This is a genomic window from Hahella sp. CCB-MM4, from assembly GCF_002260525.1.
Lineage (GTDB): Bacteria > Pseudomonadota > Gammaproteobacteria > Pseudomonadales > Oleiphilaceae > Hahella.
This window is the reverse complement of sequence record NZ_MRYI01000007.1, coordinates 117937-140301: the sequence shown is the minus strand read 5'-3', so window position 1 is coordinate 140301 and position 22365 is coordinate 117937. Positions and strand designations below refer to the sequence as shown.

The 22365-nt window shown below is 50.7% G+C and carries 18 protein-coding genes; 1 reads left to right on the top strand and 17 read right to left on the bottom strand.

Annotated elements, in window-relative coordinates; translation table 11 throughout:
* Positions 1–32 precede the first annotated feature (32 nt).
* From BTA51_RS14505 to BTA51_RS14485, 5 genes are all read right to left on the bottom strand, one after another.
* Positions 33–1571, bottom strand: coding sequence for a hypothetical protein (locus BTA51_RS14505; protein ID WP_094708392.1), 1539 nt, complete (start codon positions 1569–1571; stop codon positions 33–35).
* 168 nt (positions 1572–1739) lie between these two features.
* Positions 1740–2480 carry a hypothetical protein gene (locus tag BTA51_RS30190; protein ID WP_168188179.1) on the bottom strand — a complete coding sequence of 247 codons (741 nt, stop codon included), beginning with the start codon at positions 2478–2480 and terminating at the stop codon, positions 1740–1742.
* Between the two features lie 14 nt (positions 2481–2494).
* A complete protein-coding gene (locus tag BTA51_RS14495; RefSeq protein WP_094708390.1) occupies positions 2495–3136 on the bottom strand; it encodes a hypothetical protein in 642 nt (213 codons plus the stop codon).
* 3 nt (positions 3137–3139) lie between these two features.
* Entirely contained in the window at positions 3140–3748 is a 609-nt protein-coding gene (locus tag BTA51_RS14490; protein WP_094708388.1) for a hypothetical protein, read from the bottom strand.
* 961 nt (positions 3749–4709) lie between these two features.
* A complete protein-coding gene (locus BTA51_RS14485) occupies positions 4710–5318 on the bottom strand; it encodes a hypothetical protein (RefSeq protein WP_094708386.1) in 609 nt (202 codons plus the stop codon).
* A 226-nt stretch (positions 5319–5544) separates the two neighbouring features.
* Between BTA51_RS14485 and BTA51_RS14480 the strand changes: the two genes are divergently transcribed.
* Positions 5545–6357, top strand: a complete 813-nt coding sequence (locus BTA51_RS14480) for an ABC transporter substrate-binding protein (RefSeq protein WP_168188178.1) — start codon at positions 5545–5547, stop codon at positions 6355–6357.
* Positions 6358–6420: 63 nt separating this feature from the next.
* On the opposite strand, the gene BTA51_RS14475 is transcribed toward BTA51_RS14480, so the two are convergent.
* The 12 genes from BTA51_RS14475 to BTA51_RS14420 form a co-directional block, all read right to left on the bottom strand.
* The gene (locus BTA51_RS14475; RefSeq protein WP_168188177.1) at positions 6421–7167 is read right to left on the bottom strand and encodes a 4'-phosphopantetheinyl transferase; all 747 of its coding nucleotides are present in this window, start codon (positions 7165–7167) and stop codon (positions 6421–6423) included.
* Between the two features lie 49 nt (positions 7168–7216).
* Positions 7217–7669, bottom strand: coding sequence for a GyrI-like domain-containing protein (locus BTA51_RS14470; RefSeq protein ID WP_094708380.1), 453 nt, complete (start codon positions 7667–7669; stop codon positions 7217–7219).
* Positions 7670–7730: 61 nt separating this feature from the next.
* The gene (locus BTA51_RS14465; RefSeq protein WP_210404838.1) at positions 7731–8345 is read right to left on the bottom strand and encodes a hypothetical protein; all 615 of its coding nucleotides are present in this window, start codon (positions 8343–8345) and stop codon (positions 7731–7733) included.
* A 45-nt stretch (positions 8346–8390) separates the two neighbouring features.
* Entirely contained in the window at positions 8391–9440 is a 1050-nt protein-coding gene (locus BTA51_RS14460) for a cupin domain-containing protein (RefSeq protein ID WP_094708378.1), read from the bottom strand.
* Between the two features lie 9 nt (positions 9441–9449).
* Positions 9450–10307, bottom strand: a complete 858-nt coding sequence (gene fabD, locus BTA51_RS14455; RefSeq protein WP_094708376.1) for an ACP S-malonyltransferase — start codon at positions 10305–10307, stop codon at positions 9450–9452.
* Positions 10301–11098 (bottom strand): thioesterase II family protein, encoded by a 798-nt coding sequence (locus BTA51_RS14450; protein ID WP_094708374.1) that lies wholly within the window; start codon positions 11096–11098, stop codon positions 10301–10303. Before BTA51_RS14450 ends, fabD begins: the two co-directional genes overlap by 7 nt.
* An 82-nt stretch (positions 11099–11180) precedes the next feature.
* The gene (locus tag BTA51_RS29935; RefSeq protein ID WP_141215601.1) at positions 11181–11399 is read right to left on the bottom strand and encodes a hypothetical protein; all 219 of its coding nucleotides are present in this window, start codon (positions 11397–11399) and stop codon (positions 11181–11183) included.
* 25 nt (positions 11400–11424) lie between these two features.
* Positions 11425–12651 (bottom strand): 3-dehydroquinate synthase II, encoded by a 1227-nt coding sequence (locus BTA51_RS14440; RefSeq protein WP_094708370.1) that lies wholly within the window; start codon positions 12649–12651, stop codon positions 11425–11427.
* A gap of 20 nt (positions 12652–12671) precedes the next feature.
* Positions 12672–13055 (bottom strand): hypothetical protein, encoded by a 384-nt coding sequence (locus tag BTA51_RS14435; protein ID WP_094708368.1) that lies wholly within the window; start codon positions 13053–13055, stop codon positions 12672–12674.
* Positions 13056–13085: 30 nt separating this feature from the next.
* On the bottom strand, positions 13086–14441 hold the full coding sequence (locus tag BTA51_RS14430; RefSeq protein ID WP_094708366.1) for an MATE family efflux transporter: 1356 nt from the start codon (positions 14439–14441) through the stop codon (positions 13086–13088).
* A 24-nt stretch (positions 14442–14465) separates the two neighbouring features.
* Complete coding sequence (locus BTA51_RS14425; RefSeq protein WP_094708364.1) at positions 14466–15965, bottom strand: 4-hydroxyphenylacetate 3-hydroxylase family protein; 1500 nt, start codon at positions 15963–15965, stop codon at positions 14466–14468.
* Positions 15966–16003: 38 nt separating this feature from the next.
* Positions 16004–22354, bottom strand: coding sequence for an alpha/beta fold hydrolase (locus BTA51_RS14420; RefSeq protein WP_094708362.1), 6351 nt, complete (start codon positions 22352–22354; stop codon positions 16004–16006).
* Positions 22355–22365: the final 11 nt, after the last annotated feature.

Sequence of the window (22365 nt, the reverse complement as noted above, 5' to 3'; positions counted from 1 at the left end):
GCTAATGTGGTTTGGTGCGTTCCGGCATTGCTCTAGGGAGCGGTTAACCGTATATAGCCATCCAATGAATGATAGGTTGACTCATCCACCGCCAACTGTCCGTTTAAAACCAGTTGATCACCTACCACAAACAGCGTTCCAAACACGCCGATAGACGTGGGAATCCTGTCTTTCAGCCTCAGTATCTGAAAACTCTTTCCGCTCAGTGACTGGTCAAAGTCACTCTTGAAGATACTGTTGGCAACCGCGTTGGAACCAAACGTATACACTCCACTGACTTCGAGCCCTTTGCCGGGATTCATGGCATAGTCAGCCGCTGCAATATTGGCTAAGGCGCCTCCGAAACCATGTCCTGTCAGCCACAGTTTTCTGCCGCTCATCATCGAACTGACAGTCGACAGAAGCTTGTCGGAAAATGAAGTGCTATCAGTTGAGGAGACCGGCCCGGTATAGACCGAATAGGCTCCCTTATGCACCTGAGCCTGGTTATCGGGGTTAAAGTCAGTGGCGACCAGACTGGAGTTGGCTTCCATAGACAGAAATTCCAGCCCGGTGGTGGTGCCACGAACAGCGACCACCACGTCAGTGACGCTGGTAAATATGTAGGCAAACGGAGCACCATTACTCTCAATGATCGCTTCCAGATTGTAGGGAGAGGTATTCACCACACTGCCGGGGTGCTGTGCAAAAGCGTAGGCAGCAGCGACAAGCTGTGAAAATGCATAGGCTCTGGTCTGTGAAAAATCTGAAGGCGGATTTGAAATGAATCCTGGCTGGGGTGGTTGCTGAACCGGGGTGCCGCCCAATGCCTCAAGGTAAAATACGTCGCTGCGCTCAAGCCAGGGAACATCATATTCCGGAATGGAAATATTCAGCTGTACCACTTCTCCAGCTGCAGCATAGAGTGAATCAGATGGTTCAGTGGGAAAGAGATCCACCGCCTCCGTGGACTTATAGGCTCTGAAGTTGAACTGATCGGACACCGTGTTATTGAAATAAGTGGCGAACTCTGTATTGCCGTAGTTAGCCGTAGAAAATACGTAGCCGGCAGGCTGGGTGTCAGGGGACTTCTGCCCTTTACTCGGACCAGTGTTGCCTGGACGCAGGTCCAGAGCGGCAATTTGAGCAATAGGCCCACCCAGGCTCATGCCACAGATATATAAAGGCAGATCACTTAAATAGTCAGTAACGACTTCCCAGATATTGCCACGAACATTGTTATAGGCGCTGGCGAAGAGATTGAGTACCTTGCCGACATTGCCGGTTCCGGTCACTTGAGCAGGCAGTTCCGCCTGAGCGGTAGGATCAAATGGGGCGATGCTGGTTCCGAGAAAATCCTCCCAGGTAATGCCCAAAGATAACGCCGCGGCAATATCGCCGTTGGAATTGATGGGGCCTTTGGCGATAAATCCCTGCACTATCACAGAAGGGGGACTGAATCGCGCGCTGAAGGTTTTTAACAGTACCCATCCCGGTGGAAGGCTCGGACTGTTCTCTATCATATCCGGCAGGATTGCCTGGGAGGCGAGTTGCTCCAGGACAATTCTTGTAGCATTAGAATCTTCTAACATCTTTCTCTCCCTGAAAAGTTGTATGCCGTGCTGAGTGTCTATAACAACTGACGCCACCCTCTTCTATTGTCTACTCGACTATCTCTCATTCACCCATTTTTCAGACGTGGTCCACAGCGTATAACGCTTGCCTTCCCTGGCTTCTATTAATCCCTATTGGTTTTGGATTTACTGGTCTTTTGGAATAAATTTGGTCTGACCAGCCTCACCGTTGGTTCCAGCCCTGCCACTACCCGGGTTTATTCCGGAATTGCCAGGGAAGGCATTGGAGGGTTCGCCTCCCGGTGGCGTTTCGTTTTTACCGCCGGCCCCACCTGCTCCACCGTTTCCACCTGGTCCAGGCGCTCCTCCTTTGCCGGGCGAGCTCAGACTGGAAACCTGACCAATGTGTTTTTCATCAACGTAATAAACAGTGATGTCACCGCCATTACCGCCGATACCGCCATCGCCACCTCTGCCGCCGTCAGTCCCATTGCCACCCTGGCCGCCTTTGGCAGGATCACACTTGCCATCACTGACACAGCTTCCGGCGTTAGATCCGGCATTGCCCCCAGGAGCACCCTTGCCCCCGATACCACCTGCACCGCCATTACCGCCGGTGCCGCCCTGACTTACAATTCTCAGCACCTGGGCCGGCTCGCTAAAGGTGAATTGGCCAACGGTCAGAATGAACATGGGGCAGTTCCCCCCGCCGGTTCCATTTCCTCCGTTGCCTCCGGCACTGACGGCATTGGCGCCATTGGTTCCATTCTTGGCACAGGTACAACCGCAGTGTGACTTGCCGTTCTGCCCATCCTGACCGGTACCGGCGGCGGCGCTGTTTTGTCCGTCAACGCCTGCCAGCCCGGCGGCACCATTGCCGCCTTCTGTCGCGGTGATTCTGATGGTAGGTAATGTAGTTTCCGTCATGGTTCACCTGCCTCCTATCCGATTTGCTGAACGGTGATGGTCGGCGCGGTACCCGGATTACCTGTTCTTCCGTTGCTTCCTCCCATGCCTGCCGGACTGCCTTGTCCTCCAGGACCACCCTGACCGGGTTGTCCGGGTTTACCAGTGCTCGGGCTCTGGGTGATATCACCGGATACGTGCTGGTAGTACACGGTCACATTGGGTCCGGAGCCACCGTCCCCGGCATTGCCCCCGTCGCCGCCTCTACCACCGGGACCCTGTGGTCCGCTGGAAGCAGCCGTGCAGGGAGAGGCATTGTTGCCAGCGCTTCCACCGGGGCCTCCTGGCCCACCAGCGCCTCCTTTACCTCCATCCTGGCCATCTCCACCAGAGACTTCGATGGATAAATTTCCTTCGATAGTCATCAGATTGAATATGCTGACAGGACCGGATCTGCCCTTCGCACCGGTAGAGCCTGGCCGGCCTTCGCCACCGACACCTCCCTGACCGCCATTGGTTGGATTCGTATCACATTTTGTTTTGCAGTCACCTGAATCGTAGTGGGTCTCTGCCGGGCTCCCCTGAGGCCCCTGACTACCGGTTCCGCCATCTTGCCCGGCTGTAGCCGGGGTGTCGTAATCAGCGACAATCACCTGGATTACTTTTGTATCTGTCATGGCCTACTCCATTATGAATTGCTGGCAGTTAATGGTGGCGTTTTCGGAAACCTGAATGTAGCCGCCAGGCTTAACGGTAATGGTGCCGTAGTTATGAACCTGAGGGTCTCCGGGCTTGATGATCAGAGGGTTATCGGCTGTGATGACGATATCGTCTGCGACAAAAGCCGCCACTTTGCCTGGGAACATACGGGCATTAATCAGCGGCTCGTAATCTTTAACCTTGCTGGAATTTCCGAGCACATAGGCAGTGGCTGCCTTCCGGATATTTTCATGCATTTCTGGAGTGACCGAACGATGAAACTCATCGGTGGAATTGGCGGACTTCAGCAGGTTGAGGTGTTCCTGCCGGGCCGGCTCTGGGTATTCCACATGAGAGTCATCGTTTGTATCGGGAATTCCCACCAACTTGTTCATATCGGCAATGGAGGCCACCGGTATGATTTTGGGGGGGATGTGAGAGGCCAGAGGATCGGAAGACATATGCACAGGACCACTGCCTTTTGACATGATATGGTCCTGACAGAAGGTAGTTTCATTGGCCCCCATGCCCAACCGTTGGTTAACATCCGCAAATGCTTTTGCTTCGGTGTCACTTAACTTGTCGCTCATATATAAGCTCCTGATTATTATGGCTAATTTATTTTTACTTCCTTATTACCTTCCAGACTGCCAACAGGAAACATAATTTTTTATTTAATTAAGACAAAACATACCCTCTGCCTTATATGTCTAATAAAGGCATATTGACGACAAAGTTATTAATACTCTCCAACAGACCTATCGATATATCGTTAAAGGCCTATTAATAAACCTCTCTGGAACAAAAGGCTTGAAAGAATATAAATAATACTCGTGGCTTTAATAAAATCAGTTAACTTTATTATTTAACTATATTGTTATATCTACAATTCTCCTTCCAGCATCAAGCCTGAATCAGGTCTTATGCATGGATGGGCAGATTTTATGCTTGGAAAGCACAGTGGTATTCAAGGTGGCGCGATTGTCACTTTCCCCTGCATCACCGCAGGGTCCAAAAGAACCTAGAGCCTCACTAACGCGCCAGATTTGCGGGTAATGAGCTAAAAGGAGAGAGGATTGATAAGCGCAGGGCTTGGGATGGGCATGCCTGTCTTTGGACGTCAGCATCGACTGGAGACAAGAACGGGATTGCTTGTATTCAACAAGGGCACAGCATTTCAAAACAACTTCTTTTATAAAGTGATGCAACCCATAAGCAATACACAAAAATATACATAAGTCTCCAAATGGAGGCCTGCTGAGTGTATTTTTGGAACTAAAAAGCTGAACGCCGCATTCCATGCGGATTCCACCCCAATTAGATAGTGTTGTTATTTATACTTCCGTTGTTGCGACTATATTTATAGACCAAGACGTTCAAGTCAACAAGTTAACTGCCATTAGTTTAATAATATTCTTTGATAACCGGATGTGATGATCGCTATTGTTTTTATATATTTTAATAGAATAAAAAAAGAGCTGATATACAGCTCTTTTTTTCGGTCCGCGATGTATTTAAGCCATTCTTTTATTTGGTCAACACCGTGCGTTTCTACCAGGGTGGACTGGTGTATTCCACCTTAACTTCCTGAACCTGATTGCCGCCTGGAGCCCGGGTACCAAGTCCCTCAGGTGAACGCACCCGCGCGGTCTGCTGGCGCACAGTGGCGTACAATGAAGAAACCGTAGTGATTTCAATAGGTGTGTTAGCAGCGATACCGGTGACATCGAGCCCCCATACACTGACAAGCTCTTCACCATTTCCTGTTGCAATGGCGACGTGCGCAAGACGATTGAAAAATACAATATCACCGGCACTCATAGCGCCGTTAGTACCGACTTTATGGGTCTTCCACACCCAATCATTCTTCAGGATGCTGTCCCATGACTCGTTGCCGTTCCAGTGCCTGTGAAATAACTCCTTGAGTTGACCGGCAGTAATGGCACCTGAACACACGGCGGCGTATAGAGGAAGTTCAAAGCAAACCATCATGGTGTTCGCACCCGGCGAACCCGGCATGGGTGGATCATTGCTGGTAACGTTGGTCCGGTACCACTGACATAATGTGCTGGCCGGCTCATGGTTTGTCCATGTCACGGTTTTAGTGCTATTGGCCCAACCTTTAGCCCAGTTACAAGCTTTGATCTGCGCTTCAGCCATTTCCTTCTCCATTAAATTGGCGACACAAATTCTAATACTAGACCCGAAACCACATAAGTACAGGTCGTCAGTTATGTTGATTTGTTAGATTTTTTTAACGGAGTTTTAGGTCTATTATTGCTTTATGGGCAGTCAACATACACATTGTCATTGTCAATGGTCAGAACAGGTTAAGCAGGGTTCTTCGGGAGGGGGTAGCTTGAAGAGAGCACTGTTGAAGAGAACAATGTTAAAGAAAGTACAGTTGTTTTCCGTTTTCGCCTTCCTGGCCCTTATCACTCTGCAAACCACAACCACTGCCTACGCCAAAGATGGCACTCCCCATTATCCGGGAAGAGCCATGTCGATCGCCTTTGCCGACAACTACCCTCCCTTCAGCTGGCAGTCTGACGACAACGAAGTGAAAGGTATCCTGAGAGACTTTCTACACGAACTCCTTGAAAACAGGATGGGGCTGAAAGTTGAGTTTCATATCTACCCTTGGGCAAGAGGCCAGAAATTGGTTAAAGACGGACTTGCGGATGCATTTTTCACCATCCCCAACGCAGACAGACTGACCTATACCAAAGCCAGCAAATTGCCGATTTTCACCTCCGACTATTATATGTATACGGGTAAAAATAACCCGAACCTTGAGCTGCTGAAGGGACTGCATACACTGCAGGAACTCAAAGAGCAGAAGCAACTCACCCATGCCTACATAGTGGGTGGAGGCTGGCACGGCGTGCATCTCGGCGATGTCGCCCATAAGTGGGTGGAACAGGATTCAAAGCGGATATTGATGCTGCTGGAGCTTAATCGGGCGGATGTTTATATAGAACAGCGTCCACTGATGAATTATCAGATGAAGTTGCTTGGTTACAAAGGCGAAATCGTTGAAGTACCGAATATGATGGATGTTACCAACTGGCACTTATGTATCGGAGATAAATCCCCCTTCCTCGTGATTCTGCCAGAGCTGGACAGGACAATGGCTGAGATGACAGAAAACAAGGAACTGGATACGCTGCGGGAAGAAGTTTTCAGCAGCTATCGTTAAACGACATACACCTATCCCAGGATTGTTAACCTCCCTATTGTTTTACACTTTTCAGTGAAAGTCTTAGACAACCGCCAGAGTGAAGACCTTATCGCCCAGGATATGGAATCTGGTTGAAATCACTCTTCCTTTTGGAAACTCATCTGAAAGTGCCCTGGTGAGTTCAAACAGCAAAATGTTGTTATCCGGCTCCAGATGTCTCAGCGCAGCATATTCAAAACCGAAATAGTAGCCAACCCGAGGGTAAAGGGCTTTAAATATGCTTTCCTTCGCGGAAAATACGGCCGTAAACAGCTGGGCATAGGCGGATGAGGTGTTTATCAGAAGTCGGGCTTCATCATCGCTGACGACACTCTCGCCAATTTCGATAATCTGTGTGCCATCTATGGTGTGTTCTACATCGATCCCCAAACCTTTGATGCCGGGGGATTGAGTGACTGCACTACAGGCCATATTTCGACTATGGGATATGGAACCTTTAAATGGAGCGGGAAAGACAGGAGAGCGGGCAGGTCCAATTCCCACCTGGCCGTCCCCTGCCGAGTATTCCCTGAGAGCCTTCCTGGCTGAATAGCGGCCGGCCAGATATTCCATCCTTCTCTTGCTTACCGCACTGAAGATCTGTTCCGGGGATTCAATCCCAAACGCTTGGAAAAGGCTATCGTCATAGCTGTCCGGCGAAAACAAGCACATGTGTACTTTAACGTTTTCCATATTATGGGCACTGAAAAACCATTCTTCTGAAATAAAAGCTCCGGCTGACCTCAGCCTGTCGACTGTCATTACCGTCGCCGTAGCAGGTTCTTTCATTGTGATTTCAGTTTCCAACATTTACCCCGGACATGGCCGCTTTCAGGAGCTATTTAATAGCGATATACAGTTCAACTTCCTTGTTGGGGTAAAAGACTTCGTAGTCCGTGGTGTAAGCCCGCTCCAGTTCCTGGTTCTCATCGGAGAAAAACTCCCAGACCTGTTCCCACAGATGCCAAATCTGATTGGCCCCTTCGGTCTTCGGCGTGAACTTCAGGTACTTTCCGCTCTGGAGCTCCATCGGCTTAACGTCCTTTTGCTCCGCTTCATTGCCACCTTTTTCGACAGCGGCACTGACATCAAAATAACCCGCATGATCTGATTCATAACCGGAATACACGCCATAAACGGTCTCTCCATTGAGAACCTTCTGGTAAATTTCTTCGTAGAAGGTTTTCCATAAGCCCGGGATCTGGGCAGTCTCCCGGGATTTCTCATTTTCGTTCCGGGTTCTGATCGTAATACCAAGCAGATGTTTATGCTCACAATCAGTCAAATTCATGGTGTTTTCCTTAAATTGATTTGTTTATTTCCATGCCATACAGCAGTCACACGGAGTATTATCAGGCAGTTTCATTGCGAAATTTTTTATATTCCTGATAATTTTTCTGGACAGGCATTTTTTTCAGTCTTTCCCATTCGTCCATCGCCTCCTGACGAGTCGCCCCTTCATTCTCGGGATCTGCCAGGAAGTCTGTGATGAAATTATTGAATCGGGTTGACGGAATTCTCGGCAGCCTTCCCTTGGTGGTCATCAGCTCATAAAGCCGGTCTATCAATTCCCGATAGGTGATTTTCCGGTTATTTCTGATCTGCTCCTTACGCCAATCGTTCAACCAGTACCACTGACCTGACTTGTCCTTGAGATCCGGATCTCTCTTTGAGATCTCTTCCTTCAGGAATGCTTTGGTCGCCTTGTCACTGACATAGTTAACAACATAGGAGTCGGGCAACAGTCTATCCCGACTTCCCCCGGTCTTCCGGTTTGAAACACTTTTAGGTAGTGGCGTGTCCTTGCTTCCCGACAGACGGGCCTTGATATGGTCTTCCACCTCATTTTTCCTCAAGGTTCCCACATCAATACCCAACTCTTTGGCAAAGGCTTTCAGCTCAGTCGCGTAAAAGTAACCTTTCTCAAATTCTTCCACCGACATATTTCTATAAAGTTTGCTCAACATTACCTCCAGGTAGAACTCTCCTATTCCACATCAAGCGATTCCACATCAAGCCATGGCCACTTCTCTTGAACGCTCCTCAGCGCCAATATCCTGAAGCGTCAGTACTGCCACACGGTTGAGCAGCAATTCAAGCATATGCCAGGAATGTTCGCAAAGGCGTTCCATACTCACGTATTGCTCTTCCGTCAGGCTGTCGTATAGCTCTTTCCCAAGTTCAGAGTGTTCGTGATCCAGTTCCGCATGCGCATCAATATATTCGCCGGACTCGGAAATATAACGTTTTGCAAAGGAATGGAATACATCCGCGCACTTTTCCAGAACCAGATGAACGACTACAAGCTTCTCCAGGTTGTCCAGTTGAAGCATCTTGAGGACGAACCAGTTACCGAACGCGTCAATTTCAGGGTCCCAGTAACCGCTCTCCGGGAGCATTTCATCATGCCCCAATTCTTCTTTCAGATGTTCCAGGAATATTCCGCTGAACAATTTATCCACGGTGGAAAATTGCCTGCTGTACATAATGTGCTGAAACAACCCGGACCATTGACGAAGACGGGTTTTGAACATGGTCATATTGTCTTCGTCCTGCATGGTCCCGTTTCTGAACAGCTCGAAAAACGGAGATGACTCGATGTCCCGGCACTTTTCTTCGTTATAGGCAATCAATCGGTCAGCCGTCGAGAGTGGGCGTGTGGCGAACTCAATGTTGGGTTTATTCTCGAACAACGCTTCACTGTCGAACTGAATGGAAATGCCCTCCAGACCTTCGCCCAGGTCACAGCGGAAACCATGTTGCGCACCGGCATCGATGCAGATCACATCGTTTTGCGCCACCGGCCGGCTGTCAGGACCCAGCAATGTTGCTTTACCGGCAGTAACGATCAACAGACTGTTCACGTCATGGGTGTGGACTTTGTGTTCTTCGCCGGGCTGCAACCTCACAAAGCTGATGCCAGTGGAGCCTTTCTTCATAAAGTCGGCAAAGGTTTCACTTCCGGAGAATGGTTGAACCTCACCAATATAGTGCTCTTCACCATCGACGTTGATCTTTGAAATAGTGGGAATGCTGTTTCGACTGATAACTCGGACTTTCATATGCTTTCTCTATAGAATTCGGGTGGATGAAATTGACGGCAAAATGAAGTTGTTGAGCTTGGTCAACACGTTCTTGGGCCCCAGTTCGAGGTAGATTCCCGGCCCTCTGTTCGCCAATTGCTTGATGCTTTCTTCCCAACGAACAGGGCTTGTCATCTGCTGAACCAGGCTGTCTTTAATGGAATTGCCCAGGTGCTCTTTTGCTGTAACGTTGGATATCACTGGGATTTTCGGTGGTTGAAAGTCATAGGAAGACAGAAAATCCCGGAACTGGTCAGCGGCGCTTTGCATGAGCGGTGAATGGAAGGCGCCTGACACATTCAACGGGACCACACTCCCCAGATTCTTGGACTCTACCCGGGACTTGAAAAGATTCAACTGGTCCAGGTCACCGGAAACCACGACTTGTTCAGAGGAATTGACGTTGGCCATGAATATCCGGTCATGGTCTCCAACCAGTGTTTCAACGATATCCCGATTAACGCCGAGCACCGCAAACATGCCGCCGTTGGAGTCTGCCTGTTCCATGACTTCTCCCCGCTTGCGGATGATTTCCACCCCGGTTCTGAAGTCAAAAACACCGGCGGCGTGCAAAGCATTAAACTCGCCTAATGAGTGACCGAGAAGAAAGTCCGGTTTTACACCACTATTCCGGGCTTCCCTGAAGTACATGGCATTGACAGTAAATAACGCCACTTGAGTGATGCTCGTTCTACTAAGCTGCTTGCCGCCCTGTTCGCACACCTGGCGGACGGAATAGCCGACAACCTCGCTGGCTGTCTTAAAAAGATCATCATGCTGATCGTACAGATGGGACCCCATACCTTTATGCTGGGCCCCCTGGCCTGGGAACATTACGGTTAACATATGCTTTCTCTCTCAGACTCTAGTTGGTATCCCACAATTTTCTGAACGTGTTTCGCAACAAGTTCGATGAGTGCGTTATGTGACGAGTGAAGAAAAAAATGGCCACCTGGCAGGAAATGGAGATTGAAACTGCTTCTGGTAAAACGGCTCCAGTCATGAAGTTGCTGGGTGTTGGTTTCCGGATCATCCACTCCCCCGATCACCACCACAGGACAATCGATGGCAGAATCGACAGGAGTCGTACAACTCTCCAGCGCCTGAAAGTCTGCTTCGAGAACATCCAGATATCGCGAGAACAATTCCGGCTGCTCAATGACCTGCTCGGGAGTTCCTCCCAGCTTTTTGAGATCATCCACGATCTTCTCGCGGCTCATTTTGTGTCGTCGGATTCCCGTGCGGTTATAGGTGGGAGACTTTCTTGCCGCCAGAATCACCGCTGAGGGTGACCTGCCCGTTTCAAGCCCTAGCAGGCGAGCCTGCTCAAAGGCAATCATGGCCCCCATGCTATAGCCCAAAAAGATACAGGGAACATCATCAACCAGACTGGCCGTATGAGGTAGTAACTGCCGATTCAGGTCAGCGAAATCACGGATAAGAGGGGCCGTAGGCCTCCTGCCACGTCCAGGTAGCTCCACGATATCCAGCGATACTTCGTCAGCAAACGGAAAATCCTTTACCCATCGATAAAAAGACGACGCACTTCCTCCCGCAAACGGAAACACCACCAGCCTTGCTTTATTCCGGGGGGCCTTCCTGCGGAGGCCGATCCATGATTCGTCTTTTCTTTCCATTATTTGCTTTCCATTAACTGCTTCACCACTGTCTTCACCACTACCTTCATAAGAACACCGCTTACCTTCACCAGAACACCACTTACTTGCTCGCTATTTCCTGGTTCGCACAAACGACAACCTGTCTTGGCAATGGTGCTTTTTGTATCCTGATACTTTTATTCAGGTTATTGCCGGTATTCAGGTCATTGCCGGTATTCAGGTCATTGCCGGTATTCGGGTTATTGCCGGTATTCGGGTTATTGCCGGACAGGGAGTGACCAGCATGGCGATCCACGCCGGTCACTCCCTGGCTCTTCACTCTTCTTGCTTAGGCTTCTGAATACTTACAGTTCCTGGATGTATTCGCTCACCGGAACACCAACATGCCTGCCGCTGACTGCTTTATAAGCCGCAACTTTGGAGCCGACCTTCAACTCCGTGATGTTGACCGGTTTGCCTTCGTGGGAGTAAATCCGGACATGCCAGTCATCCTGCAGCAGGATGCTGATTTCCTCTCCGCTGGAGAAACGGGCTTTGAGCAGACGCAACGGGCGCTTTTCGAGCTTCACCCGACCAAGTGGTACCGTCCTGGTACTGCCGTCAAGCCCAACGATCATGACATCGTCGCCTGCGCGCATTTCCGACATGTAAATGGTGCGGTTGTTGGAACCGAAAACATAACTGTGTACGCCACCGGCGTTGACCCGGAATTCCCGCTTGTTCATATAGGGCATTTCAAAGACTTCAGGACAGCACAGAAAACCGCCCTGTGAAGTAGAGCCCACGACAATGCCTTCCACTTCGGAAAAAATGGTAGAAACGTCAACGCATCCTCGAATGCCGTCCTTCACCGGACGGGTTTCGATAATTTCAGCCGTTTCCAGGGCCAGTTTGCCCATAAAGGTCTCTTCAATCCGGCGAAACATGGAGTCAAGAACTTCATGGCGCATCGGCGTGACCATCAGTCCCTCGACACCGAACTCCATCGTGCTCATGGAGTTGATGACATCATCAATATTTTCTTTATGCTCAATTTCCTTGATGACCACCGTGGAGGTGTGCTGCAGCTCAGCAATAACCAGTTCCAGAGGAATATTGGTGGGATCCCGGAATCTGATCAGTAGATAAGGATGCTTGCCGCCCAGCTGGATCGCCTGATGCAACGAAACCTTGTCGTCCACATACATATGCAGACAGGTTTGGAAACCCTTTTCGATAGCCATGTCCAGGATGTCAAAACTGGCGCTGATGACCACAAGAGACTTTCTGTTGATGTCATCTACCAGTTTTTCGATATTCTCAAACTCTTCTGCTTTATCCACCCTGACCACAATCTGGTGACGGCGGAATCTTTTTGTCAGGTAGCCCTTCAGGTGTTCAGGCTGAACCAGCAGACCGGTAAAGTCATGGGTAATCACCCGGTCCATCACTTCATGGGCTTCCTTGTCATCCGCAGCAACCTTGGTGGTGTCGTACCACAACAACGGCGGGGTATCATTGCTTCGTGCTTGTTTTTCAACCGCCTTTTTGGTCGCCCGGTTTTCAACTACTTCTAATTTTGGCGCAGACATATTTAATACTCCCTATTAAATCAAACTCGTTGTTGTGGCAGGTTTTTTCCCAACAATGGGATATAGCTTTCACGATAGTGATATATCAATACGATGTTCAGAATGCTGCCGACAATGGCGAACAAAGCGGTTTCCGGCGCAAGGAACATATGGAATAAAATTGAATGCCCCAGTACGGACATGCCGATCAGCAACGCAAACGGCACAAGCACGTTAGCAATGAGCAAGGCACCGACAAGAATATCCGCCAAAGAAATGGTCTGGGTCATATAGCCCGTCATATCCAGCGCACTCAGGAATGCAGCAGCGCCTTCCGGCCAGGGAGGTTCCGGCATGAAATGGAACATCCGGTTAAGCCCGAAGAACAACATGAATATTCCCAGAAAAATGCGTACGTATTTCACTTCTATCTCCTGTTTTTTTAATTTCCCTGATTACGCTTCCTGAGGCTGCAGATGCATTGCCTCGGTTTCCTGCCACTTGCCTGACAGCCAGCGGCCGTTGTTTATTCCCGCGCGGAAGATCTCGTCAATCAGCAGCGCAACCCAAAGTCCGGCCACGCCGATCCCCAGCTTGATACTCAGGAAGTAGCCCAGCGGAATGGCGACAAGCCAAGTCACGATAACGCCGACCATCGCCGGGAAACGCGCATCACCTGTGGCTTTCAGGCTATAGGACACCATCATGGCATGGCTGCGTAGCGGCTCGATCACCAGGCCGAAGCTCAATAGCATCAGGCCGGTGGAAATGATGGCCTGGTCACTGGTAAATACGCCCAGCAACACATCGCCGGCAATAAACAGTATCGCTGCTGCCACAAGGCTTCCCGCCATGGAGAATTTCACGTGTTCATCCACTTTTTCACCGATCAATTGATACTGCTTGGCGCCGTACAGATGAGACACCATGATCTGGTTACCCACTGACATGGCCGATGACCAGCATATGCAGACAGTCAGGAGGTTCATGACAAAAACTCTGGCGGCCATCGCGTCTTCACCAATGGCGACGGCAAATAACGACAGCACAAACATACCGGCTTCTGCAGAGATAGGCTGAATCGCTGCCGGAACACCAATCGCCAGGATGGGACGGGTGACTTCCCCAAATTTTTGCAGGACTTTTCCAAACTCGTACTGGTGGTTCATACGCTTGATGACCACATAGAGGTAATACAGGCAGGTGACAGCCTGGGAAATGATTGTGGCCAGGATGATCCCGTACAGCCCCATGTCCAGCCCGAAAAGAAAGAGCGAATTCAGTCCGATGTTCAATACATTGACGATAATGCCCGAGTACAGGTTGTACTGGGTCTTGCCCTGTGACATGCATACCGCACTCATGGCAGACTTGAGAGCGAGAAGGAACAGCGCGATGGAGATATAGCGCAGGTATTCACCGGCGAAGAATTCCGCCTCATTGGTCATACCAAACAGGGTTACCAGCGTTGGGGCAAACGCCAGCAGCGCTACACAGACCACAAGCCCAAGTAGGCTGTTGATCAGGAATGTCCCGGTATAAGTCTGCTTGGCACCCTCAAATTGTTTTGCACCAAGATAATGCCCGGCCACATTAGCGCCGCCCTGGGCAATCATCATAAACAGCAGTACAAATATGACGAAAATCGGAATCACCGTACCGACCGCTGCCGCAGCCGTGGTCGAAATCTGACTGAGGAAGAAAGAGTCGATAAAAAACATGGAAAAAGACAGCAGCATATCGATAAAGATCGGTATGCTGAGCATCCAGATGGTAAAAGGTAAGCCTTTGTTGTTTGGTCCGTTGTCCATTTGTCCTCCTGATAATTCCTGAACCTAGAATGAGTTAATCCAGCGGGTTAAGCGCTCTTCCATCTCGACTCTGTCCGGGCTGCTTTGATACACATGAATTCTGTTTCGAACCACATCACCCCGGTTCCAGAGTTCATAGATTTCCTGCCTGCTGCCAAAGGCGTCTGCAATTAACTCCCAGGCCAGTTTGAACAAGCGTGATTTATACTCGGCATCACAGCCTTTACCGCGCATGTAGAGATCCAGATAAGGGCGAAGTTCGGGGCTCTCCAGATCTTTTCTGGATGGGTGCATGACAATGCCCGAACCGGAAATCACACGCAGAATCTCAGAAATGCGGGACGCGATCTGGGCGGCAAATGAGTCCATGGCGAATGTGGAACTAGGTGCCATCAGACCGGAATCCGTCGGTTTGGCCTCGGCATCCATACCGACCAGGCCAAGCCTGACCATTTCGGCATAGACAGCGAGCTCCCCCAGATTGTTTTGTATTTCGCGAAACTCATTTACTCCGATCGCCTTACTGACCAGAGACGTAATTCCGAGAAATGTTTTCAGCCTGTGGTAGAACCGGATCTGTCCGATATACAGCGCCCAGGCATTGAGGCGGAAGAAACCTTTAAAGGCTGTGTCGGCGTCATTCAACAGGAACACCCTTTCCATCGGGATAAACACATTGTCGAAGAACAACATGGCGTCCTGTTCGTCGTAGTGATTAGAAAGTCGGTGTTCATGGCCACCCGAGTCCTTGCAGTGAGATTCGCGACAAAGAATCTTCAAGCCCTTAGTCGCCATGGGGACGGCAAACCAGCCCACATAACTGGGGTCTTTTCGTTTGGCGAACGACGGAGACAGATAAATCAGCGCTTCATGGCAATAGGGAGCGAGTGTGGCCAGCTGCTTAGCGCCATTAACGACAATCCCCTCTGCCTGAATCTCAACAACTCTTAGCGCGAATTCCGGGTTATCCTCCAGTGACCCAGAGCGATCGATCTGAGGATCACCAATCGCATGGGTAATGCTGACATCATGCTCACGACAATACTCAAAGTATCTTTCGATATTCTTTTCATACTGCGGATCGACGGCCCCGGCATGGGCTTTATAGTCATACAGGCCCACCACCACATTGGACATGAAGTCGGGAAGCCTTGGCATAAGACCCAGGCTTTCGCTCATCCAGAAGTGAGAGTTCTTCCATTTGGTTGTCAGCTCCTCTCGGGTGGTCGGTGCCAGATAGGAATAGCTGACCCGATTACCGGTGAGTTCAGACACATAAGTGGTGGTATCCAGATTTTCCTCCAGATACTGCGTGTCATATAACGATTGCAGTGTTTCCAGCACTCCGGTGAAGCGAGGATGACTGCAAACGTCGATTTCCTCACCGTCATACCAGACGCTACGACCGTCACGAAGACTCTCTCGATAGTCCCTGCCGGTCCAGGCGCCCGTTGCCCCCTCCAGGGACAACGCGCTCTTGTTGGCAGAATTGACGAATTGTTCGATTTTTTCATTTCCAGACATTTTTTCTTTTCCTCCTGGGTATCCTTTAGGAGCAGTGATCAATTGACGGTTTCCACCGCGTCTTCAGTCACTGTCTTTATCTGCTTGCGTTCCTGGTCATCAATAAATCCTTCCAGGACAGGCACGAACATTTTTTCGTGAGTCAGGTATGGGAAGTGGGCTGATCCGGGAATACAGGTTAACTGTGCCCCTTTGATTCCCTGACTGATTTCTTTTGAATGACGGGGAGTAATGATCTTATCCACGTCCCCGTATATGCAGTGGGTAGCTACGCCCACTTCCGGCAGCCATGGCAGCAGAGACATGCTCATCATTTCATTCAGGTAGCGCAGGGCAACCAGGAAGTTCACACATTGGGAGTTCAGCAACAGATCGCGGCGTTCCCGGATGATGTCTGCCTGCCACGCCTCCGTTTCCTTGAGGTTATCAATGACGGCCTGGAAGTCCTCCCGCAGGGATTCCACCGCAGACTTAGCCAGTTCTTCGAATTGGGCTCCCGACATGTTATCCGGGTCATTGACGTTCAGATCAGAGGTGTCATGGAACGCTCCAACCAATGTCAGTGAAGCCACCCTTTCCGGATGGGTTTTGGCCAGGTAGATCGAGGCGGCACAACCAAGGCAGGAACCCACCAGATGGAACGGACGCCTGATCCCGAGCGCGTCCAAAGTCCCCATCACTGCCGATACGATGCCCTTGGTATTGCACTCTTTTACCGGCTCACTCATGCCGTATCCCGGAGGATGCACCACAATGAACTGATATTTTTCACGCAACCTGGAATTCAACAGGTACAGCCAGGTCGGTGCAGTCACGGCCACCGCCGGCATCAGTACCACAGGAATTCCCTGGCCACTCACAAACACCTCCATGTTGCCCTGACCGCTGTCCACCAGACCGTGCAGCACGCCGTCGGCAGCATAATCTCCGACCACAGAGCCCTCCAAAGGCTCAGTCATCAGTGCCTTGTCCTGATAAAGCTGGTGATAGCCCTTCAGGAAGGTTTCACCTTCATCCAATGCCATCGCTCTTAGAACACTGAGGTTTTCTGGTACTTTCGGGATAATGGCTGTCGATTCAGCCTGGGATACTGGGGACGCCTGTTCTGATGACGGTGCTATGCCATCCCCCGTCATTTCAGTGGTGGTTTCGTCACCTGCTACGGTACCGAGCAACGCAGCCGCCTGTTCGCGATAGTCGGCCAACATGGCCGTCGCGATGTCGCTGATGGTCTGATTTTCCAACAACAGGTTGACGCTGACCTGTCCGGCCCGGTTTTCCAGTTCGGTCTGAATATTCAGGACGATCAGCGAGTCGACGCCATAATTGAGCATGTCCTCATTAGCATCCATATCACTTTCATCAAGCTTCAATACCTGGGCAAACAGGCTGATCAGGGCCTTCTGAAGATTTTCCTGATTCAATGCAGCTCCGGAGAGTGAGCCTGCGCCAGACACAGTTGCGACCGGCGCAGAAACTGCCTGCGTTTGTGTGGCATCTGCCTGGACTGCTGCGTTTTTCTCAGCATCGACTGCCGGGGAGATGACTTCCTGTGGCCTGGCAAGCTTTTCAAAGCCCATCTGATCGACCACACGGTCTTCCGCCTTGAGCGCCACCAACTGATGACACTGATTGCCAAGAACATACTTGATCACATTGATGCCGTCCCTGATATTCAGGAAACGGAGTCCCTTGTTCTTCAGCATTTCCACGATGTTCTCGTCAACGCCTTCCCAGAAGCCCCAATTTACTGCAAAGGTTGGAATGCCCTGCTGCGATATACGCTGGGCAATCTGTGTCTGATAGGAACATCCTGAGGTATAGGCACTCCATCCGGTGCTTCCCACGTAGGCCTCAGCAGACGAAAACAGGAGCATGAAGTCGGGCTCCCTGCCCTTAAATGCCTGTGCCAGATTTTCCGTGCCGGCTATTTTGGCACCGATACGTTGCCTTAACAGATCATCAGATAGCTCACTGATCCGACAGATATCTCTCTCCATGGCGAGATGCACCACACCGTCCACTCTGCCGAATTTACCGCAGATATCGTCTACCGCTTCCTGTAACTGGGCAGCATCCTGAACATCAAGAGCATAGTAATGGCATTCCCCTCCCAACTGGTTGATGGCATCCATTGCATGTTTACGGGCATCACTCAAAGGCGACCGATTCACCCAGACGATCCTGGCCTGATAATTCTTCGCCAGATATTCACTGAGCTGGTACCCCACGGTGCCGGCACCGCCCACCAGCAGATAGACTCCTTCCTGCCTGAAGACCGCCGGGGTTTGAGCAGTTTCGGGACTGAACTCGATCACCCGGCGATTCAGAAACTCCTCGCCGCGATGGAAGACTTCCAGATTGGCACTGTTTCTCAGTTGTACATATGTCTCAATCAGAGCATTACCCTGGGTACCCTGCTGCCAGTCCACATCAGCCAGCCTTAGACGAAGCTTCGGATACTCCCGGGCCAGGCTTCTGATGTAGCCTGACAGACCACCGGCAAACCTGGAGACAGGCTCGCTCTGTTCCACAAGCTCACAGAAACGGGTGTAGGCATGTAATGAGAAGTTTTCGTCTTTACTCCATTCGGAAGTCAGGATCTGCTGCATCAGCTTATGGAAGAATGCCACTTCCTGAACCGGTTCAATGCCGGCATCCCCTTCATTAAAGGAGCCACCGAAAAACATGACCTGTCCGATGCTGTCCACATGTTTCAAACAGTGCTCGATGTCCTCCAGATCATTCACATTGATCTGCCAATGGGTCGAATCCATTAATTCCGTGGCACATTTGGCGCCATAGGTCATGGCGTAGACCTTTTCAAAATGACAGGCATCCACCAGTTTCCCCATATCCGGCTCGCTGCCCTGAGGAAATACCGCCAGACAGGCCGTATTTTTTCTCGTGCTTTCTCCGTTAGAACCTTCACCGGTTTTACTCACCGGCTCAAATACCGGGTTGAATAACCGGCAGTCAATGCTGTCTGCCTGCAGTGTTCTGGCATCAACAATATTCTGGCAATAGACGGAAGGTTCCCGGCTTTCATTAAGGATGAACGCATCAAAACTACCGTCATCATGCTTATGCAATACAACCCAACCTTTTTCTGAAACCCGGCTCATTACCAGCAGGTCGCGACTGAATGCATAGCTCACATCCGTTTCATCTGTGCCGCCCTCATCCGCTAACAACTGATGCAGTACGGACATTGCCACCACTGATGGCGATACTCCCGCCACCTCGGTGTACCGCGCAATGGCTATGCTCGGCGCTGTGGCAACACCTTCCAGCCCTGGCAGGCCGGTCGTGTGCGTGACAAGCTCAGGATTTTTTTGCATCCGGGAGCCGATATCGACACTCAACACCTCACTTTTGAAGATTTCCGAGGGTTTGAACTGCCCTTGAGCAACCGGTTTTTCGTCATTAACCGAGAACAGGCTGAGCCTGATTCCTGACTCTTCCCGTGCATCCTTCGTTGTGACCGAAGCAAGGTCTGTCAGTTGGGCCGTGGCAGCAATATCTTCCAATTGCAGCGAGCCTTTTGTTGCCTGTTCCAACGAGGCCTCCAGCAGCTTGCCGGCCAGGAAACCCTGTTTGAGATAGGCCTTGCCCAAAAGATAGGATTCATCAGCCGTGCCTTTGGAACCGTCAACCGATCCACCAGCTGCGCTGCTTTGTGCGGCTGAATCAGCACCGGAGGCAATCACCTGTCCGGATGCGGTCAGCGTTGCAGTCGGAGCCCAACAAATAATTTTGGCGAATGGGTATTGAGGCAAAGACACGATACCCGGCCGGGCCTCATAAAAACCCTCCCAGTCAATATCAACGCCTTTGCACCAGAGCTCGGCAATCCGTGTGAGATTCCGTTGCTGCATCAGCCGGCCGATAAATTGCTGATCTTGCTCACTGGTCTTTGGAAGCAGTGCCACATTTTTTACTTTGCCCCGGGCAATTTTCTCGCTTTGTTTCTCAGACAATACATCCAGCAATACGGATTTCAGTCCGGCAAGGCTACCGGCAACAATGCCCAACCTGCAGGAGAGATGTTCCCTACCGGTCTGCATCGTGTAGGCCATGGACCTCAGATGGCGACGCTCTGCTTCTCCTTCGGCCACATATTTGCTACAGACCTTTGCCAGTATCGTGCTTTTCAGGTCCGACACTGTACGGCAATGGTCGATCTCCTGTTCGCTCAACAGCACGTTGCAGGTTTCCGCAATGGCACGAATCACTTTGGAGGAACTCTCCGCCCCCGTCAGCAGGTTAATGAGCAGATCGTCATTGCTCAGCAGGGATGAGCTGATAGAGGTTGCCTGATTCAACGCTTCCATCACCCGACTGACGGTGTCGCTTTCTTCAATCTTCGCCCGCATATCAAGCAGTTCGTCGATATAGGAGATATATTTATTCATCAGGCTGTTGAGAGTGATGTCATCACGTGCTGACAGCAGAAACAGTTGCTCATCGTCAACCATGCCATTACCTACAAAGGTCGGCGCGATATACTCCTCAACAATCATATGCGCATTCGCCCCTCCGGCACCGAAGGAGTTAATGGCGGCTCTTCTGGGCAAAGCTTCCAGACGTCCGTTATTTTCCCTGAGTGGTAGCTTCCATGGCGTCAGGCTTTTTTGCAGATAGAACGGTGTCTTATCAAACTGGATATTGGGGTTTTCATTCTCCAGATGAATAGAAGGAACCAGCGTCTTTTCTTCAAGCTGCTTAACCACTTTGGCAATGCTGGCAAACGACGCGGCGGACTCCAGGTGGCCGATGTTGGATTTCACCGAGCCGATTGAACAAAACTGCTTATTGTCCGTGTGCTTTCTGAAGGCGGTCGTCAGCCCTCTCACCTCTATCGGATCACCCAGAGCCGTGCCCGGTGCATGTGCCTCCACATAGGTAATGGTTGAAGGATCCAGCTTTGACTTTTCAAGAGCCATGGTCACCAGCTCTTCCTGCGCCTGGGCACTGGGAACCGTAAAGCCGTTGACCTTGCCACCATGGTTAATGGCGGTTGCCCTGATCACACCGTGTATCCGGTCGCCGTCCTGCAGCGCCTTTTTCATTGATTTCAGAAGAACTGTACCAACACCCTCCGAGGGCACATAACCGTCGCCGTCCGCGCTGAAACTCTTACAACGACCATGGGAGGAAGCAAACCCCGTTTTGCTTAACACAAAATATTTATTTGGATGGGTGGTCAGGTTAACGCCACCGGCAATCGCCATATCCGATTCACCTGAGCGAATACTTTCACAGGCCAGATGAACCGTTGTCATGGAACCGGAGCACATAGTGTCCAGCGGTATACTGGGTCCTCTCAGATCGAAGAAATAGGAAGCCCGGTTGGCAATGGAAGCATACGAGGAGCCCGCTGAGGCATCCATCGCTCCGTAAAGCTGATATTGCCCCCACATGATGCCCACGTATAAACCAACACGGTAATTGCTGATCTTTTTCCGGTTATATCCGGCATCTTCAAAGGTGTGATGTACTGTTTCAAGGAAGACCCTTTCCTGAGGATCGACTGATTCCGCTTCCAGTTTGCTCATACCGAAGAACAGTGGATCAAAGTTGCGGTGATCATTCAGGAATCCACCCCATTTAAGATAGGATTTCCCCGCGACACCTTTGCTTTCATCCCAGAAATCCTGCCATTTCCACAGCCTTTCGGGGATCGTGGTAATACTGTCCTTGCCATCGACCAGATTATTCCAGAAGGTCTCGATGTCATCTGCCTGCGGAAAACGACCGGCAATCCCGATGATCGCCACATCGTTATCGCTGTACTGCTGGTCATGGGTAGCTTCCCGATGGGACAACGCTGTGCCCTGTAACTTCGCAGATTGAGTAGCCGTTCCGGCTGTACCGCCTGTGGATTCTGCGGAGGAATCCATGGTGCCAAAGACAGGCGGTACCAACGATTCTTCAGTTCGACTCACAGCAGGCAAAGACTGTTGTACCGGTTTCTGCGCTTCAGCAGCCATCGTGTTCGGCGCAGGAATGACGCTCTCCCTGACCGGCTCATCGGTGTTGACGGAAGCAATCCCGATCTGTTCTTTACGCTGGCGATCAGAGAATACCCGGTCGCCGACGATTGCAGGTGTCGATGCCCCCTGCTCTGCCAGTTTTTCAGTGAGGGTGGCTTGATGTTCGTCTACCAGATGTTCTACCAGATCTCCGATAGTCGGAAACTCAAATAACAGGGATTTGCTCAATTCGCCGAAGCTATCTTCCAGAACACGAATAATCGATACGCTCATCACCGATTCAATACCGTATTCCTCGAAGGGCGTCTGTTCCTGCAGTGAAGCCGCGTCCATCATGGTTTCGCGAACAATTGCGTCCTTCACCAGATTGCGAGCCAAGTCTGAAATATTCATTGTTTAGGGCT

Excerpts from the sequence above, each read along its gene's own strand:
- BTA51_RS14505 (WP_094708392.1), bottom strand. The coding sequence starts at position 1,571 with ATGTTAGAAGATTCTAATGCTACAAGAATTGTCCTGGAGCAACTCGCC.
- BTA51_RS30190 (WP_168188179.1), bottom strand. The coding sequence starts at position 2,480 with ATGACGGAAACTACATTACCTACCATCAGAATCACCGCGACAGAAGGC.
- BTA51_RS14495 (WP_094708390.1), bottom strand. The coding sequence starts at position 3,136 with ATGACAGATACAAAAGTAATCCAGGTGATTGTCGCTGATTACGACACC.
- BTA51_RS14490 (WP_094708388.1), bottom strand. The coding sequence starts at position 3,748 with ATGAGCGACAAGTTAAGTGACACCGAAGCAAAAGCATTTGCGGATGTT.
- BTA51_RS14485 (WP_094708386.1), bottom strand. The coding sequence starts at position 5,318 with ATGGCTGAAGCGCAGATCAAAGCTTGTAACTGGGCTAAAGGTTGGGCC.
- BTA51_RS14480 (WP_168188178.1), top strand. The coding sequence starts at position 5,545 with ATGTTAAAGAAAGTACAGTTGTTTTCCGTTTTCGCCTTCCTGGCCCTT.
- BTA51_RS14475 (WP_168188177.1), bottom strand. The coding sequence starts at position 7,167 with ATGAAAGAACCTGCTACGGCGACGGTAATGACAGTCGACAGGCTGAGG.
- BTA51_RS14470 (WP_094708380.1), bottom strand. The coding sequence starts at position 7,669 with ATGAATTTGACTGATTGTGAGCATAAACATCTGCTTGGTATTACGATC.
- BTA51_RS14465 (WP_210404838.1), bottom strand. The coding sequence starts at position 8,345 with ATGTTGAGCAAACTTTATAGAAATATGTCGGTGGAAGAATTTGAGAAA.
- BTA51_RS14460 (WP_094708378.1), bottom strand. The coding sequence starts at position 9,440 with ATGAAAGTCCGAGTTATCAGTCGAAACAGCATTCCCACTATTTCAAAG.
- fabD (WP_094708376.1), bottom strand. The coding sequence starts at position 10,307 with ATGTTAACCGTAATGTTCCCAGGCCAGGGGGCCCAGCATAAAGGTATG.
- BTA51_RS14450 (WP_094708374.1), bottom strand. The coding sequence starts at position 11,098 with ATGGAAAGAAAAGACGAATCATGGATCGGCCTCCGCAGGAAGGCCCCC.
- BTA51_RS14440 (WP_094708370.1), bottom strand. The coding sequence starts at position 12,651 with ATGTCTGCGCCAAAATTAGAAGTAGTTGAAAACCGGGCGACCAAAAAG.
- BTA51_RS14430 (WP_094708366.1), bottom strand. The coding sequence starts at position 14,441 with ATGGACAACGGACCAAACAACAAAGGCTTACCTTTTACCATCTGGATG.
- BTA51_RS14425 (WP_094708364.1), bottom strand. The coding sequence starts at position 15,965 with ATGTCTGGAAATGAAAAAATCGAACAATTCGTCAATTCTGCCAACAAG.
- BTA51_RS14420 (WP_094708362.1), bottom strand. The coding sequence starts at position 22,354 with ATGAATATTTCAGACTTGGCTCGCAATCTGGTGAAGGACGCAATTGTT.